This is a genomic window from Methylomicrobium agile, assembly GCF_000733855.1.
Classification (GTDB): Bacteria; Pseudomonadota; Gammaproteobacteria; order Methylococcales; family Methylomonadaceae; genus Methylomicrobium; species Methylomicrobium agile.
The window spans coordinates 3,783,981-3,800,469 of the sequence record NZ_JPOJ01000001.1; the positions used below are offsets into that span (position 1 = coordinate 3,783,981).

A 16,489-nucleotide genomic window follows, 5' to 3' on the forward strand; every position below is an offset into this window, starting at 1 on the left:
GTCATGCTGATCTTGGCCTTTTCGGACTATCTGCCGCAGGCACAGCGCCTGGCGGCGCGCCTCGGGCTGCCGCTTGCCGAAGTCGAAGTCCACCATTTTCCCGACGGCGAAAGCTTCGTCGCCCTGCCCTCCGAATTGCCGGAACGGGTGTTGTTTTGCCGCAGCCTGAACCAACCGAACGACAAGCTGATCGAGTTATTGCTTGGCGCCCGCACGGCGCGGGAACTCGGCGTCAAACGCCTGACGCTGATCGCGCCTTATCTTTGCTATATGCGGCAGGATTTCGCGAACCGGCCCGGTGTGGCGGTCAGCCAGCGGCATATCGGCCGCTGGCTTGCGGATCTGTTCGACGACGTGATTACGGTCGATCCCCATCTGCACCGGATCGACCGCCTGAATCAGGCCATACCGCTCGATCACGCCATCAGTTTGAACGCGACCGCGCCGATCGCCGCCTTTCTGAAACAAAAACTCGGTACGGCTTTATTGCTCGGTCCGGACAGCGAATCGCGGCAATGGACGGCAGCGCTCGCCGGAATGACCGGCTTTGCCTTCCGGGTGGCGGAAAAAATCCGTCTCGGCGATACCGAAGTGACCTTGCAACTGCCCGACGCCGATTACCGCAAGCAGCCGGTCGTAATCGTCGACGACATGGCCAGCACCGGAAGGACGCTGGCTAAGGCGGCGGAATTGCTGAAGGAAAAAGGCGCGGCCGAAATTTATGCGGTGGTGACCCATGCGCTGTTTTGCGGCGACGCCGAGCGGGTGATTCGCAATGCCGGCGTAAAAACGCTCTGGAGCACCGACAGCATCGATCATCCCACCTCCTCCATTCTACTCGACGGCTTACTGGCCGACGCGGTCGAGGCAATGTTGAACGGGATTCAGGCATAAGGGCTTATCCAGAACTCAGGGTTCGCTAAGGTCTTGATTATGCGTGTCTGACAAAGCTTCCAGCTTCCCTTGAATCATTCAGTACTCCAACCACCCCTTCTCGCAATTTCGGTTTAATATCCTCTTGTGTCAAAACTTCTCGCCAAATTTTTGGGTTGTATTGACACAGTCGCAGCACACTTTAATTCCTCCGGTCAGGTACAAAATGCAGTGTAACCAGGGTTCCCTCCCCTAACTCGCTGGTAATCGTGATCCGCCCGCGATGCAATTCCATAATCGATTTAACAATCGCGAGCCCTAAACCGCAGCCTTCCCCGGAGCGGGCCGAATTCACCCGGTAAAAGCGGTCGAATAACTTGGGCAAGTGCTCGGCGGCAATCCCGCAACCGTTGTCTTGCAGCCGAATATCGACGCCGCCGTCATCCGTTGTTTGAATGGAAATGCGGATTTCGCCGTTGACCGGCGTGTGTTGGATGGCGTTGACCAGCAGGTTGCTGAGGGCCCGTTTAAATAATTGGGCATCGGCATAAAGCTCGCCTTCGCCCTGGCAGAGCAAGCAAATGCGCTTTTCTTCCGCCAATGCGTCGAGATAACTGCAAACCGCTTCGATCTCGGCGCGCGCGTCCAGACCGATTTTATGCAACGCAATTTCGGTGTTGTCCGCTCTGGCCAAAAACAGCAGGGTTTCGATGATTTGCGCCAAGCGGCGGTATTCTTCCAGATTGGATTCGAGGATGTTGCGATATTCGCCGACACTTCTCGGCTGGCCCAGTATCACCTCGCATTCGCCGGTCAGGTTATTGACCGGCGTGCGCAGCTCATGAGCCAAATCGGCGGAAAATTGCTGCAATTGCGCGAACGACTGGTCCAAGCGTCTCAGCATCGCATTAAAGGCCACAGCCAGGTCTAACAGCTCACGGGGATAATCGGTCGATACCAATTGCTCATGGAGCTGGGCCGCGGTCACGCCTTCCATATGGCGGGCCATGATCGCCAATGGCTTCAGTCCACGTCGTGCAACCGCCAACGCGGACAAGCCGGAAAACAGCAAGCCGATCAGCAGGGTCGCCGCTAGATTGCGCCGGTATTCGGTCAGCAAGGCGGCTTGATGGGAAATGTCCAGGCCAATCTGGACGGTATGCTTTGGCTTTGCATTGCTGATTGCCGTCATCAGCATAAAGTACCGGCCGTCGGGCAGCGCTTGGATTGTTTCGTTGCCTGGTTGCGATCCGGAATGCCGAGGAAATTGCAGCATCGCAGCCAATGCCGTCATCCCCGGCGTTTCGCTCAGGTTATGTCCTTGCTCATCCAGAATACGCGAGTAATATTCGCCGGTCGGCAAATCCAGTCCTTCCCGTTGTTCGTCGGCCAAACGCTCCAAATTCAGCGGCTGCTCCGCCAATACGTTTTGCAGTAACTGGATTTCCTTCAATAAAAACTGCCGATTGTCTTGCGCAAAAGTCTCAGTCAACGACCGGTACAAATAAAAGCCGATGCCCAGAAAAATCAGCAATGCCGCCAACGAGAACAGCCCCGTCAATCGGGCGGTCATCGACCAGGGGCGAGCAGGATCAACGCTGTTCAAGGACATAGCCGATCCCGCGCACGGTATGCAACAGTTTTTGCGGAAACGGATCGTCGATCTTCTGCCGCAGGCGGCGTATCGCGACATCGATGATATTGCTGTCGCAGTCGAAACGGACATCCCACACTTGTTCGGCAATCAGCGTCCGCGACAGGACTTCACCGGGCCGGTTCATGAATAAGGCCAGCAGCGTAAATTCCTTAGGCGTTAAATCCAGCGCTTGCCCGCCGCGATAGGCTTTATGCCGGATCGGGTCCAGGGACAAATCGGCCAATTGCAAGTGCTCCGCCTGACGCACCGGCCCACGTCTTAAAATCGAGCGAATCCGAGCCAGCAATTCGACGAACGCAAACGGCTTGACCAAATAATCGTCGGCGCCCAGTTCCAGGCCTTTGACCCGATCGTCCAGCGTATCGCGCGCGCTCAGGTACAACACCGGCGTTTTCCGGCCCCGCCGTCTTAATTCCGCTAGCACCGACCAGCCGTCGCGTAACGGCACCATGACGTCGAGAATGATCAGGTCGTATTCCACGGTCGCGGCCAGCAATAAGCCTTCTTCGCCGTCGTGGCAACTATCGACCACAAAACCGTGTTCGCTCAGCCCCTTTTGCAAATAGGCGGCGGTTTTCTTTTCGTCTTCGACAATCAAAATGCGCATAGTAAAGTCGCCGTCCGCTTAACAATCACTTGAGCAAAAACCATAAACCAAAACCGGCTATGGCGGCTTCGATCATGTTCATAAACATTTGTGCCGAGAGTTTTTCGAGCAGATTTTTGCCGGTGTAAGTACCCAAGATCATCACCGAGCCTACGACCACCCCGTTCATCCACGCCGCAGGGGATATAGCCCCTAACTCCTGATAAGAAGCCAGTTTGGCGATGTGCATGATCGCGGTACCTAAGGCTTCACTGCCGATAAATGCGCCTTTGACCAAGCCGTAGGACAGGTAAAATGGCGCCAGGAAAGGGCCGGCACTGCCCCCAATCGCCGACACCAATGAAAAAACGGCGCCAATCGGCGCAAACCAACGCACGCTAAAGCTCGTATTCGAGCGGCTACACCAGCGCCGCCAAATGACGGAGCCGATCAAAAATCCGCCTAAAAATTTAAACAGTTCGGTGTCCGGCATTCGGGTGAACAGCCAGGCGCCCAAGATGGAACAAGGTATCGCCCCCAAAGCAAACCAGAACACCACCGGAAATCGTATCAGCGGCCAATTGAAGCCAACCCGGCTCAGATTGCCGATCAATTGAGCAACTGCGTACAACGGCACGGCATCGCGTACCCCGAACGACGCGACTAAAACCGGCAACAAAATGATGCCGCCGCCCGTGCCGGCAATCCCAGCGACAATCGAGGCGGCGAGAGCCGCCGATAAAATAATAAGCCATTGATCCATAAGAGATTGAAGATTCCTTGTGTCGATTTAGACATCAACGTTTAAAGGCTAATGTCAAAACACCGGCCGCAACCATCGCAATCCCGCTCCATTCGCGAAGGCTCGGCCGCTCGCCCAAAAAAACAAACGCAAACACCGCGACCAGCACCAGACTGAACTTGTCCACCGGCGCCACTTTCGAGGCCTCGCCGATTTGCAGGGCACGAAAATAGCACAGCCACGAAGCGCCTGTCGCCAGGGCGGACAGCGCCAGGAACTGCCAGGTTCTGGCCGGCCAATGCAAGGGGTTGCTCCATTTTCCGACAAAGCCTACAAATGCCGCCAAAATCACAACGATCATCGCCGTGCGAATCAGTGTCGCCAAGTCGGAATCGATACCTTGAATGCCGATTTTGGCAAAAATGGCGGTCAGCGCCGCAAAGACGGCCGATAACAGCGCCCAAAAAAACCAGTGTGAAGTCATTGTCATCATCGATTAATGTCATCCTTCCGTGTTGATTGATGCGGTACTGCCCGGCGTTGCAGCACAAAATAACAGCTCGGCGTCGCAATCAACGACAGCAACACCGACAAAACCAAGGCCCCGATCACCGCAATCGCCAACGGTTTCAGCATATCCGAGCCGGCGCCTATACCGTAGGCCAACGGCAACAAGCCCAACGCGGCGGCCAACGAGGTCATCAATACCGGGCGTAAGCGCCGCCGTCCCGACTCCAGCAACGCCTGTTCCAAGTTCTTGTTTTGCCCTTTTAGCTTATGCACCGAATCCAGCATCAGAATACCGTTTTTCGCGACCACGCCAATCCCGATAATGGCTCCGAGTAACGACACGATATTAACCGAAGTCCCGGTCAAGAACCATGCCATCAGCGTACCGCACATCGCCAATAGCGAACCGAACAAGATCGCGACCGGTTCGCGGAACGAGCGGAACTCGATCAACAGCACGGTAAACACCAGGAAAATAGCCGCCAGCAATACCATGAGCAGATTTTGGAACGATTCCTGTTGCTGTTGAAACAGGCCGCCGAACTCCAGTACGCCGGCCGGCAGGCTGGGGTCTTGCGCCAGTTTGGCTTTGATGTCGGTCATGGCGCTGCCCAAATCGCGATTTTCCAGGCGCGCTGAAACCGCCACCAATTGCCGCAGGTCTTCCCGATGCAACTCCAACTGGCCGGGATCGACCACCCTATCGGCCACTTGCGATAGCTTGACGGTACGGCCATCCATTGAACGCAATGGCAGTTCCTTGAGATCGGCGATTTGCCGGCTGGCCTCGGACTTCATACGCACCCGGATATTAACGATACGGTCGCCTTCCAATACGTACGAGGCTTTTTGGCCCAGCATGGCGGTGGAGACGGCGACGGCCACATCGTTGGCGGTCAGCCCGAAACGCATCGCGTCGCTATAGCGCACACGCAAACTTAACGAGGGACCGGTGGTTTCCAGGCCGTCGAAGCTATCGACCACGCCGGGAACGGTGTCCAGCGCCGCCCGCACTTGCGGGGCTTTTTGTTTCAGCCATTGCACGTCGGTCGAGAACAGTTTGATTTCGATCGGCCACGGCGACCAGGTCAAATCGCCGATCAGATCGCCCAGGATGCCGGCGAACTCCCATTCCAGGCCCGGCACCGCCGCGTGCAGCCGTTGCCGCAGATCGGCAACCACTTCGTCGGTTTTGCGTTGCCGATCCGGTTTCAGTTTCACCAGAAAATCGCCCTTGTGCGCCTGCGAAAGCCCCAACGCCAAGCGCGCGCCGGTCCGCCGGGAATAACCGTCCAGCTCCGGCATCGAGCGCAGTAGGGTTTCGGCTTGCCGCAATTGCCGGTCCGTTTCGGCAAGACTGGTGCCCCACGGCGCATGGTAGTCCAGTACGAAGCCACCTTCGTCCATGAACGGTAAAAACTCGCTGTCCAACTGCTGATACAGCCAAACTCCCGATAGCAAGATCAAGCCGCAAACGGCGAGAACGGGCTTGGCCTGTTGCAGCGCCCAATGCAGGCTTTTTTCATAGGCCTTACTCAGTTTGCCGAACCAGCCGCTTGTCGCGGGCTGTTCAATCGCTACGGATGGCATCGCCGCGAGTTTTGCCGGATGTACGGCCTGTTTGGGCGAAGCAAGCCACCAACTGGCCAAGGCCGGGATCAGCGTCACCGCCAACAGCAACGAGGCCAGCAGCGACACCACCATGGTCAGCGCCAATGCCTTGAAAAAACTGCCGGCGACGCCGTCCAGAAACGCCAGCGGAATAAACACCACGACCGGCGTCAAGGTCGAGGCGAGCAACGGCCGGAAGATTTCCGCCAGACCCTCGGTAACTGCGTTCAGACGCTCCAGCCCTTGCTGCAACTTGGCATGAATCGCTTCCACTACGACGATGGCGTCGTCGATAATCAAACCGATGGCGGCGGCAATGCCGCCCAAGGTCATCAAATTAAAGCCCAGACCGCTGATGCGCAGGACCAGAAACGCCGCCAATACCGTGACCGGGATGACCACCGCCGCGATCAGCGTAGTACCCCAGTTTTTCAGGAACACATACAAAATCGCGACCGACAATATCAGCCCCAACACGATGGCTTCCCAGACGCTCCGGATCGAGTCGCCTACCAATAGCGACTGGTCGTAAAACACCTGAATCCTCATGCCGGGCGGCAGGCTTTGTTTCAAGCTCTCCAGCTCCTGCTTGAGTTGCCGTGCTATATCCAGGGTGCTGCCGTTCGGCTGGCTGTAGATGTTCAGCAACACCGCATTGACGCCATCCGCCGTCACGATATTAAACGCCGGTTCCTGGCTGCGTTCGACGCGGGCAAAATCCTTGATGCGGATCGGATGCGCGGTTGCCGTCGCGGTTTGCGGCGGCGTTGACGGAACCGGCGCCGTCAGATTTTCCAGTTCCTCGATCGAATGAATACGGCCGTCGGCCACGGTTAGATATAGCTTATAGTCTTCTTCCAGCATCCCGGTGGGGACGATGAGATTGTTTTTGAGCAATGCATCGGCGACTTGGTTGAGACTCAGATTGACGGCTTGCAGCCGCAACGGATCGACGACGACGTGATATTCCGGCACACGCCCGCCGACGATGCCGGTCCGGGCGACGCCGGGGATGCGCAGCAAACGGGGTTGCAGCGTGTAACGGGCGGTTTCCCATAATTCCGTCAGCGAGTGGCCGGGACCGGTCAGACTTAAACCGATCACCGGAAACGCGGCAAAGGTCAGCCGCCATACGGCGGATGTTGCGGTCGGCGGCAGGGATTTTTGCACGTTGGCCAGCCGGCCGCACGAACAGCTCCGCTTCCACCATATCGGTCTGCCAATCGAAAAACACGTTGACTTCCGCCGAACCGCGCCCGGTTTTCGAACGTATCGTGGTAACGCCGGGAATGTCCTTCATGGGTTGCCGTCGCGCAGTCCCGTTTCGACCGGCACCCGTTTCGCGCGGTTGCCGTCGACTAAAACCAGCGTGCTGCCGCTATCGCCATGCACCACGCTCTCGACGGGCACGGTCAGCCGGTCTGTCAATGCTTCTACCCGGACACGCATCCGAGCGAATTGCCCGGCGCGGACCCCGGCACCGCCGGGCAAGGTCGCCCGGACCAAAACAGTATCGGTCAGGGAATCGATTTGCGGGCTGATGAATACGACTTGTCCTGCCACGGGTTGATCGGCTGGCGAACCCGGCTCGAACTCGACCGGCTGGCCCAAGCGAACGGCGCCGATTTCCTGGCTGGGAATTTTGACGGCGACATCCAGCCGTTTCAGGTCGATCAGATCGGCCAAAATGTTATTGAGGCCGACGGCCTCGCCGGCTTTGACATGAATCGCGGCAACGGTGCCGTCCAGCGGGCTTTGATCGTGAGCAGATCGCGTTGCGTTTCGGCATTCGCCAGATCCTTGCGCGCCGTTTGCAACAGTTGTTCGGCCTCGTCGTAGAGTTTGCGCGATACATTGTCCGCCGCATTCAATTGCTGTTTGCGGACAAAATTCTTCTGCGCGAATTCGACGGCGACCTTGGCTCTGGCGGCCAGGGCATCGGCGGCGCGGCTGTCGAGTTCGAACAAGACGGCGCCTTTTTTAACGAATTGGCCTTCTTCGCAAAATACTCGCGCTATAACGCCGGCCGCCGTCGCCGCGAGTTTGGAACTGGCCGCCGGTTTGCCGGCCATCGCGGGTTCCGGCTCGACCATGCCATAAGCCACGACGTAGCGGTAGAGCGTGGTTTTTGCGATCCGGGCGATTTTAACGGCCACTTCGGTTTCGACTGCGGTTTCGTTTTCGGCGTTTGCTGCCGGCCGTAATGCCATGAGGCCAAAGACCGCGGCGGCGATCAGGGTTAACCACGCGATGGGTTTCATGGCTTGGGTTCCATCGCGGCTAATTCGGCAATCGAAGTGGACGTAAGCACTGAATGCAGCGGTCGGCGGAGCGTATCTTCCAATCCGTTCAGCGCCTGTTGAGTTTCGACCCGTACATCCAACCGGGCACGTTCCGCCAAGATTTGTTCGAGTTCGGCACTCAGCAACGCCACGCGGTCCGTTTCGCCGGCTTGATACTGGGCTTGCATCGCCATCGAGTTGCGTTTCTGGGTTTGGACTTGGTTTTCGCTATCCCGCCATTTATCCATCAGCGCCGCGACGCCGGCATGCGCACGATCGATGTCGCCGATGATTTTCATCTGCAAGGCTTCGAAACGCGCGGCCATCTCAATTCGCTTGGCTTCGGCTTCCGCGATCGGGCCTTGGTTTTGATGGAACAGCGGCAACGGTAACGTCGAACCCAGCGTCCAGCGGTGTTCGCCCATTTCCCAGGAATAACCGGGATTGGCTTGCAGATTCGGGTATTGGTTGGCGATTTCAAGCTGCAACGCCGCCTGGGAAGCTTCGTAATCGGCCAACGCCGCCAATATATCGGGGCGGGTGTGCAAGGCTTGTGTTTTTAGCACGCCGACGGGAACGTCCTGCAAAGCCGGATTGACGGCAAAATCATTGAAGTCGAAGACCGCGTTTGCCAAACCATCGACCGGTATGCCGATGGCCGTTGCTAACGTCACCTTGCTTTCCGCTACGCGTTTTTGCACCGCATCGGCATTGAGTTTGGCTTGATTGAGCGCCAAATGCGAGCGGCTGATTTCCAGCGGCCCGATTTCGCCGACGGCCAATTGTTGTTCCAGGCGTTGATTGATGGCTTGTTGAACGGCGAGTTGTTGGTCGGCAAACCGCACCGTTTGCTCGGCGGCGAACGCTTCCAACAACGCCGCCCGCAATCGTCCGCGTACCAGCCAGGCGGTGTCGGTAATGCGCAAGCGGGCCGCGCCGGCCAGTTGGCTGGCCTTCTCAATCCTGTAATCGCGTTTGCCGGCGGTTTCAATGGGAATGCCGATGGAACTTGCTGCAATCCACGGCACGGCGGCGGTTGCCAAATTGCGCACCCAGGTAGGCGAAATCGTGATGAATGGGTTGGGACGTTGCCCGGCGGTCTTAATGCCGGCCGCCGCCCATTGCGCTTGAGCGCGGGCCACTGCCAGATCCGGGTGGTAGAAAATCGCCGCCAGCGTCAGCCGGTCCAGATTCCAGGTTTGGCTGGCATTGCTTGATTTTTCCGGCGTTGCCGACCGAATAAAATTCAACAATTCGGGGCTTGCAAGGCTGCGCCGTTGCAGTTGCGTGGCTGACTCGTTGGGCTTTAGCTCGCGCCGTTGAAATTCCGCGCAGCCGGTGAGTATCAGATTAAGTACGGATAAAAGCAAAAAGATTGGGAATGATCGAGGCATGATTAAACGATAACAACTCGCGCCTGACGCGGCGATGACGGGAAGATTACATTTTTGTCAGAATCGCGGGGTATTAATGTCAGGTTAGGGTATGCTTCGACCGGACACCCTAAGGCAATCACAGAATAGTGGCATTACATACGTTTTCTTTATAATATAACTATCGTTACATTATGATTGTTCATATGAATACAAAAAACTGGTTATTGCTCACGTACAAAGTCCCTCCTGAACCGGCCAAGAAGCGCATCGCGCTGTGGCGCAAGCTCAAAGGCATGGGGGCTGTTTATTTACAGAACGGGGTGTGCCTTCTGCCCAAGACAGATGACCACACGCGGCGGCTCAAGATTATCGAGAACGAGATCAACGAGATGGCGGGCGAATCCATTCTGCTGGAAACGGTCGCCCTCGACCGCGCGCAGGAGGAGAAGGTGGTGGCCCGCTTCAAGGCGGACCGCGATGAGGAATACCGCGAGTTCCTCGGCAAGTGCGCCGACTTTGAGGCCGAGATTGCCAAGGAAACAGCGGCCGAGCATTTCACTTATGCCGAGCTGGAAGAGAACGATGTGGATCTCAGAAAACTCCAGTCGTGGCTGGAGAAAATCGCCAAACTCGACTTCTACGGCGCTACCTTGGCGGCCGAAGTGGCCGAACGTCTCAAAGGGTGCGAAGCCTCGCTGGACGCCTACGCCCGGCGCGTGTTCGAAGCCCATGACGAAAACCGCAACTATCCCAACGAACTGCAATAACGTAAAGAAGGCGCTTTAAAAAAGCGCGACTACCGGGAGAATAGAATGAGCGAATCCAATAATACGGTGGCCACCGAGGCTAAGCAAAGCAACGGCTGGCTCAACCGTACCGTGGTAGGCGCCGGCATTACCAGTTCACTGGGCGATTTCTGCTACGAAACCACCACCGTCATTCTGCCCGGTTTTCTGGCAGTGCTCGGCATTCCGGCAGCAGTGCTGGGCATCATCGAAGGTATTGCCGACGCGGTGATGAGTTTTACCAAAATGGCGTCCGGCTATATTGCCGACAAACTGGGACACCGAAAATTGCTGGTGCTGCTCGGCTATGGCCTGACGCCCGTAGGCCAAGCGCTGATCGCCCTGGCGTCCGGCTGGCCGCTTTTGTTGTTGGGGCGCGTGGTGTCATGGTTCGGCAAGGGCCTGCGCGGCCCGTTGCGCGATGCCATCGTGATCCAGGCGGTCACGCCGGAAACGCGCGGCAGGGCATTCGGCTTCCACCGCGCGGCCGATAGCGTCGGAGCGGTCGTCGGTCCGCTGTTGGGCGTGGCGATGCTGGGCTGGGCGCATTCATTCCCGTGGGGAGAGGCGGCCTCGAGCTGGATGCAAGCGTTGGATTGGAACGCTGACGACGGCCCGTTCCGTCTGGTTTTGTGGCTTTCGGTCGTTCCCGGTCTGCTGGCGGTGTTGGCTTTCTTGACATTGGTCAAAGATCCCGAACACTCACCGAACCCGGCGCTCAAATTTTTCAGTTCGCTGCGCGGTTTGCCTGGGCGTTTTAAGCGCTACCTTGGCGCGGTCGGAATTTTCGGTATTGGCGATTTTTCGCACAGCCTCTTGATTCTGGCGGCGACGCAAATACTCACCGCCTCGCAGGGCGTGGTGCAGGCGGTGCAAATGGCCGGCATGCTTTACGTCTGGCGCAATGTCGTCCAGGTTGCCGTGTCCTACCCGGTAGGCCTGGTGGCGGATCGAATCGGTCACTTGCCGGTGCTGATCGCGGGCTATGTGTTGGGCGTCCTCACGGCGGTGTTGACGGCGCTCGCATTCTGGGTGGGCATCGACAGCGTGCCGTTGCTGGCCGGCATCTTTTTCATAGCCGGCCTGTATGTCGCGGTCCAGGAAGCCCTGGAATCCACGGTGACGGCCGAGATGGTTCAGCCGGACACGCTGGCCATGAGCTACGGCGCGCTGGGCACCGTGAACGGAATCGCCAAGTTCATTTCCAGCGCCACGGTTGGCCTGGTGTGGACAGCCGTCTCGCCGGTGCTTGGTTTCGGCTTGGCAGCCCTGTTAATGGCTGCCGGAACAATGATGATGCTGCGCGTCAAGGGTAACTGAGACAGGCTACGGTGCGCGACCGTAGGGTGCCTCTGCAGCGCGAGCTGCTTCGCAGCGCTTAGCGTACGATTTTTTCCATTTTCCGCGACGCCCCTATTACCCTTGCCATCCTTGGCAACTGGATTCCGGCAATCCATGCCGGAATGACGGCTTGATTTAATGGCAATGACGCAGCGGTACCCTAAAGGGCATGAGTGTGCAGTCGTGACGTGTGCGCCCACAGTTTTTTCTTATTGTCGGTATAGTTTATGGGTTAGACTTTGGTAGTGGCTCTCAATTGTGAGATAAAGTAGAGTAATTGCTACTGTTGACTTTTATTTTAATTGACTTCGCTGTTTCGAGGATTCTTTGGATGTGGTTTTTGCTGATAACCGTTGCCCTGACGGCCGCTTGTAGCGCCCCGCCCGATCGTACGGTGTGCGTGGAAGGCGGTCTGGCGAATGCCGAAACGCGCCCGGCCACTGGCTCCGACATGCCGCCGGTTACCGCTTTTGCGTCGCTGCCGGTCATCAGTCATTTACAATTGTCGCCATCGGGAAAATATCTGGCTTTTTTGCAAAATACTGGTGGCGAAACGCTGTTGATCACGCGCGCGAGTCCGAGGGGCGAAGACGGCGATCAACAAGCAACAAGTGCATGTAGTGCTGAAATCGGACAACGACAAATTCCGCTTCGCCGATTTCGAATGGCTCGGCGACGAACGATAGTAGGGTATGCTGTGCGTACCACAGCCACGGGTGGGTGAAACCGGTACGCACAGCGTACCCTACAACGCTGCTGTTTAAAGCGATATGAACCGAGAGGATGATTTTGTGTTTGGAGAATTTTCAAACAGTGGGGACGGGGTTATAAACCCCGTCCCGCTCAGAGTCGTTATTTTATGTGAACAACTCGGCTGGCCCGAACAAACGGATTGGTATGCGGGAAAGACTTTACCGAACCGCACGGGTTCGTTTTCATTTCCTCGGAGAGACTCATGAGTCCGATTTCCCTATCCCCCGCGCGGGCCTTAATCTGCATAGCCGCCTTATTGACCGGTTGCGCATCGAATGCGATATACCGGAGCAACTATCAGCCCTGTACCGTTTCTCCGGGTAATGCCTGCGAGCGAAACTCCCTACACATTTACAATCCGGGGGCAAATAACGAATATACCTTGGGTTTCGTCGAAATCGACGATCAGGGTCAGGTGCGCGACCGCAGGCAGATGCATGCGCTGCTGGACATGCTCTACTCAAAAGCTGCCCAAGAAAGCGTTTTAATGACCGTATTCGTGCACGGCTGGCATCACAACGCCAATCCAGATCCCCTGGATTCGAATATCGAGCGCTTTAGGGAAAACCTTGCCAGACTGAGCGACATGGAAACCGATCGCAGTAAGAAATTGGGCCGGCCTGCCCGCAAAATCGTCGGGATTTATGTCGGCTGGCGCGGTGAATCGATCGACGTGCCGCCGTTCAATTATCTTACTTTTTGGGATCGGAAAAATACCGCCCAGGATGTCGGCCATCTCGGCATCGCCGAACTATTGATAAAACTGGAAGAAATCGCCAATGTACGCAATGCGCTGAAGCCTCCGATCCGAAGCCGCCTCGTCGTGATCGGCCACAGCTTCGGCGGCGCCGTTGTTTACAGTGCGACTTCGCAAATCCTGGCCAGCCGCTTCATAGACAGCCAACAGGGCAAAGCCTATACAGGAGACGCAAAAGGCTTCGGCGATTTGATTGTCCTGCTGAACCCGGCATTCGAAGCGCTGCAGTACTCGCCTTTCTACGACTTGGCGCAGTCGCGCTGCAGCTACTTTCGGGGACAGTTGCCGCGTTTGGCGATTCTGACCTCGGAAGCCGACGACGCGACCGGCATCCTGTTTCCGCTGGGCCGGATATTCTCGACGCTTTTCGAAGAACACGACGATCTGGTGCGAACCGATTGCAAACATATGCTGAAACTGGACGAAGGCGAAGCCGACCGAAGCACGGTAGGTCATTACGAACCGCTGATCAGCCATACCCTGAAGCCTTTAAAAGACGGCCAGTCCATGCTGGCCGCGACTTCCGAAACGATGGAAAACATTTGGGACTTACAAACGCCAGGCGGTTCGACCCGTTTCGACAACATGGTGCTGACGCATCTGAACAGGACCGTTCCGCAAAATCCTTATCTGAATATCCGGGTCGACAAAGAGATCATCAATGGACACAACGATGTTTTCAACGAAAAGGTGATGCAGTTCATTCGTTTGCTGATAGAGCTTTCGACGGTAGACGTCGATGACGATCGCGACAACGTGGTGAACGGTTACGACGAATGCCCCGGAACAGCGGAACAATCGATTGTAAACGACAAAGGCTGCGCAATCGACCAGCTATGTTCTTGCGATGTGAACTGGAAAACCCCGGGCGACTTTATCAGCTGTACATCTCTCGTCTCGGGCGGTTTTCTCCGCGAAGGACTGATCGGCAAAGACGAGAGGGCAAACATTTTGTCCGCCGCCGTGCGATCCGGTTGTGGAATAAAGTCAAAAAAGGCGAGGCATTCAAACTGAAACGCAATCCCTGAATCCGATTACTTCATCCGTAAACTTGAAATTACCGACTGCATTTCAACGCTTCAAAACCGGCAAGGCGTCTTTCTTGCCGCTCAAGGCATTACAGTCCAGCATCGTGCAAGCTTATGTGGCTGTGACCCTGATGATGCCATCATTGGTTTTTATCACGCTCACTTACTTGTTGCGGAATTATTCGCTGTGGTGGGCAAAGCACTGGCTAGAAACCCAGGAAGCTGTTGATTTTTATGAGTATAATGGCGGAGAGACAGAGACTGTCCGTGTAACCACCATAACCAATTGATTTTGCAGCTCATTTTGTTAATGAGAAAGAGAATTTTGTAGCAAGTCTCTGCTACAGCCTCATTGTATCGCCGATTCTAACGAAAATCCACCATTTAAGCACGATTGCCAGCTTTGTAATCATTGGCTGACAGACTTTTTTTAGCATTTGCACGATAATTTAGTCATTTATAGGCGATTAGTTGATGCCATCGATTCAATCGATTATGGTTTACTACATCTTCCTTTTAAATAAGCCTAATTCAAAATTAGGTTAAATATTACAATAAATAAATTAATTTGAAATTTGGCAATTAGCATGGTTGAAACATTATTTTTATTGTTTTGTATTTTTTTTGTTTATGTTGGCTATCAGGTAGCAGTAGATCGTAAGTCAATAGCCAATGAGATCGATACCGGCAAATACAAAGAAAAAAAGAAATCTGAAACTGTTTGGGGGGCGGAAGAAAAAGCAGTAGACAAACAAGTTAATATTTTTTTCTCAGTAATAGCTGTAGGTGCACTGGCTATAATTATATTTTTTGTAATTAACAAAGGCGCTGAATATAATGAAGCCAACATTTTGGGTAAAACAGCAACTTTTGATTGCATAGGTTTAACTTATTTTTATAAAACTAAACAAGACTTTAAAAATGAGTGCAAAAACAGGTCCGTAAAAATAACTGCTTTTATAGTTGATGAAAATGATGATAGGCTCACATTAAACGTTAATCAACAGTCCGAGTTATCCACAAACAAATATAATAATTTCGTTGTTATAAAAAACAATAAAGATTATTTTGGAAAAAATAAAAAAGTAGAAGTGAAGGGTGTGTTTTCAGGTGTTTATGGTTTGTTGGTTACTAATGAAGCTCATATTAATGCAAGTCAAATAACTGAGGTATTATTAAATGCAGAAGAAAATAATCGATTAGAACTCCTTAAGAACAAAGGAACGGCTGAAGCACAAATAGCTATCGCTAGAGAAGAAGGCGCAAAAGCTCTTGAGGAATTTGATACTTTATTAAGAAACAATGTTGCTGAACGTCGAAAAGCCCTTGAGGATGCGGCGGTGGAACATAAGAGGATTAATACTAGCGGGCCAACCATGACGGATGGTTACACAATGAAAGACGGTCGGCTTATTATTTGCACAACCAAAGTTTTATCTAGCGCCCCCGCTATTATGGAGTGCGATGGCGAGCCATAACACGCTGCAACTGAATCAGTGACCACTCACCGCCCCGCGCGGTCTTAATGCCAAGCTTATTCAGCTCGTCACACATGGCGCGTTGAGACAGTCCACGCGCCTTCATTCCTTCGATAACACCCTTCAGCTTACCGGCAAACTCTTCGGCGGCTTGCTGGCGCTCCTCAATGTTCGGTTTCAAGTTGGCTGCACCTGCCGCACCCAGCATCACACCACGCGCCTTAGCGGCAGCGAGAGCCGCCTTCGTGCGGGCGCTAATTTGGTCCCGCTCATGTTCACTCATGACCGCGTGAATCTGAATCATCGTTTTATTGGCGTGAGGCATATCAGCGGCCATGAACTCGACGCCACTCTCGATTAAACCACTCACAAAATGAACGTTACGGGCCAGCCGGTCCAATTTCGCAATTACCAGCGTTGCCTTCATTTTCTTGCACTGTTCCAGAGCCGCCCGGAGTTGGGGGCGGCGTTCCAGTGCGTTCGCCCCCTTGCCGGTTTCAATTTCGGTAAACGATTCCACCAATTCCCATCGTCCGCCATTCAGATAAGACATTACGGCAGATTCCTGAGCTTCCAGCCCAAGACCGGATTGGCCTTGCTTTTGAGTGCTGACCCGATAATAAGCGACGAATTTGCCGTTTGCCATGATGTTTACCCCTATGACTACATTACAAGATGAACGTTTAATTTGTAGTCAAAGTATAACACAA

At 54.8% G+C, this 16,489-nt stretch carries 16 protein-coding genes; 7 read left to right on the plus strand and 9 right to left on the minus strand.

All coding sequences use genetic code 11. The features are described 5' to 3' along the window. Nucleotides 1-3: 3 nt before the first annotated feature. Nucleotides 4-894 (plus strand): ribose-phosphate diphosphokinase, encoded by an 891-nt coding sequence (locus tag CC94_RS0117695; protein ID WP_005372058.1) that lies wholly within the window; start codon nucleotides 4-6, stop codon nucleotides 892-894. Nucleotides 895-1,075: 181 nt separating this feature from the next. On the opposite strand, the gene CC94_RS0117700 is transcribed toward CC94_RS0117695, so the two are convergent. The 8 genes from CC94_RS0117700 to CC94_RS0117730 all read right to left on the minus strand — a co-directional run bounded on the left by CC94_RS0117700 (nucleotide 1,076) and on the right by CC94_RS0117730 (nucleotide 9,631). Continuing rightward, nucleotides 1,076-2,485 (minus strand): heavy metal sensor histidine kinase, encoded by a 1,410-nt coding sequence (locus tag CC94_RS0117700; RefSeq protein WP_005372059.1) that lies wholly within the window; start codon nucleotides 2,483-2,485, stop codon nucleotides 1,076-1,078. Further along, the gene (locus tag CC94_RS0117705) at nucleotides 2,466-3,137 is read right to left on the minus strand and encodes a heavy metal response regulator transcription factor (RefSeq protein WP_005372060.1); all 672 of its coding nucleotides are present in this window, start codon (nucleotides 3,135-3,137) and stop codon (nucleotides 2,466-2,468) included. The genes CC94_RS0117700 and CC94_RS0117705 overlap by 20 nt, the downstream gene beginning before the upstream one ends. A 25-nt stretch (nucleotides 3,138-3,162) precedes the next feature. Next, on the minus strand, nucleotides 3,163-3,879 hold the full coding sequence (locus CC94_RS0117710) for a sulfite exporter TauE/SafE family protein (protein WP_031431677.1): 717 nt from the start codon (nucleotides 3,877-3,879) through the stop codon (nucleotides 3,163-3,165). Nucleotides 3,880-3,913: 34 nt separating this feature from the next. Further along, on the minus strand, nucleotides 3,914-4,342 hold the full coding sequence (locus tag CC94_RS0117715; RefSeq protein ID WP_215731685.1) for an EamA family transporter: 429 nt from the start codon (nucleotides 4,340-4,342) through the stop codon (nucleotides 3,914-3,916). Nucleotides 4,343-4,347: 5 nt separating this feature from the next. Further along, entirely contained in the window at nucleotides 4,348-7,149 is a 2,802-nt protein-coding gene (locus tag CC94_RS21775) for an efflux RND transporter permease subunit (RefSeq protein ID WP_245619785.1), read from the minus strand. A gap of 126 nt (nucleotides 7,150-7,275) precedes the next feature. Further along, nucleotides 7,276-7,665, minus strand: a complete 390-nt coding sequence (locus CC94_RS24860; protein ID WP_051911533.1) for an efflux RND transporter periplasmic adaptor subunit — start codon at nucleotides 7,663-7,665, stop codon at nucleotides 7,276-7,278. Beyond that, complete coding sequence (locus CC94_RS24865) at nucleotides 7,653-8,240, minus strand: efflux RND transporter periplasmic adaptor subunit (protein WP_051911534.1); 588 nt, start codon at nucleotides 8,238-8,240, stop codon at nucleotides 7,653-7,655. The genes CC94_RS24860 and CC94_RS24865 overlap by 13 nt, the downstream gene beginning before the upstream one ends. Continuing rightward, nucleotides 8,237-9,631, minus strand: a complete 1,395-nt coding sequence (locus CC94_RS0117730; protein WP_245619786.1) for a TolC family protein — start codon at nucleotides 9,629-9,631, stop codon at nucleotides 8,237-8,239. Before CC94_RS0117730 ends, CC94_RS24865 begins: the two co-directional genes overlap by 4 nt. 209 nt (nucleotides 9,632-9,840) lie before the next feature. Here CC94_RS0117730 and CC94_RS0117735 point away from each other — a divergent pair, with 209 nt between their 5' ends. The 6 genes from CC94_RS0117735 to CC94_RS0117755 all read left to right on the plus strand — a co-directional run bounded on the left by CC94_RS0117735 (nucleotide 9,841) and on the right by CC94_RS0117755 (nucleotide 15,779). Then, a complete protein-coding gene (locus tag CC94_RS0117735; protein WP_031431680.1) occupies nucleotides 9,841-10,404 on the plus strand; it encodes a Chromate resistance protein ChrB in 564 nt (187 codons plus the stop codon). Nucleotides 10,405-10,449: 45 nt separating this feature from the next. Beyond that, complete coding sequence (locus tag CC94_RS0117740) at nucleotides 10,450-11,742, plus strand: MFS transporter (RefSeq protein WP_031431681.1); 1,293 nt, start codon at nucleotides 10,450-10,452, stop codon at nucleotides 11,740-11,742. A gap of 298 nt (nucleotides 11,743-12,040) precedes the next feature. Further along, entirely contained in the window at nucleotides 12,041-12,487 is a 447-nt protein-coding gene (locus CC94_RS23875; protein ID WP_157203465.1) for a hypothetical protein, read from the plus strand. A 231-nt stretch (nucleotides 12,488-12,718) separates the two neighbouring features. Next, on the plus strand, nucleotides 12,719-14,287 hold the full coding sequence (locus CC94_RS0117745) for a hypothetical protein (protein WP_005372070.1): 1,569 nt from the start codon (nucleotides 12,719-12,721) through the stop codon (nucleotides 14,285-14,287). Between the two features lie 37 nt (nucleotides 14,288-14,324). Beyond that, nucleotides 14,325-14,591, plus strand: coding sequence for a hypothetical protein (locus CC94_RS0117750; protein ID WP_031431683.1), 267 nt, complete (start codon nucleotides 14,325-14,327; stop codon nucleotides 14,589-14,591). Between the two features lie 297 nt (nucleotides 14,592-14,888). After that, nucleotides 14,889-15,779: a hypothetical protein gene (locus CC94_RS0117755; protein ID WP_031431684.1), complete on the plus strand. Its 891-nt coding sequence runs from the start codon at nucleotides 14,889-14,891 to the stop codon at nucleotides 15,777-15,779. On the opposite strand, the gene CC94_RS0117760 is transcribed toward CC94_RS0117755, so the two are convergent. Beyond that, nucleotides 15,754-16,425, minus strand: a complete 672-nt coding sequence (locus CC94_RS0117760; RefSeq protein WP_031431685.1) for a recombinase family protein — start codon at nucleotides 16,423-16,425, stop codon at nucleotides 15,754-15,756. The genes CC94_RS0117755 and CC94_RS0117760 overlap by 26 nt on opposite strands. Between the last annotated feature and the right edge of the window lie 64 nt (nucleotides 16,426-16,489).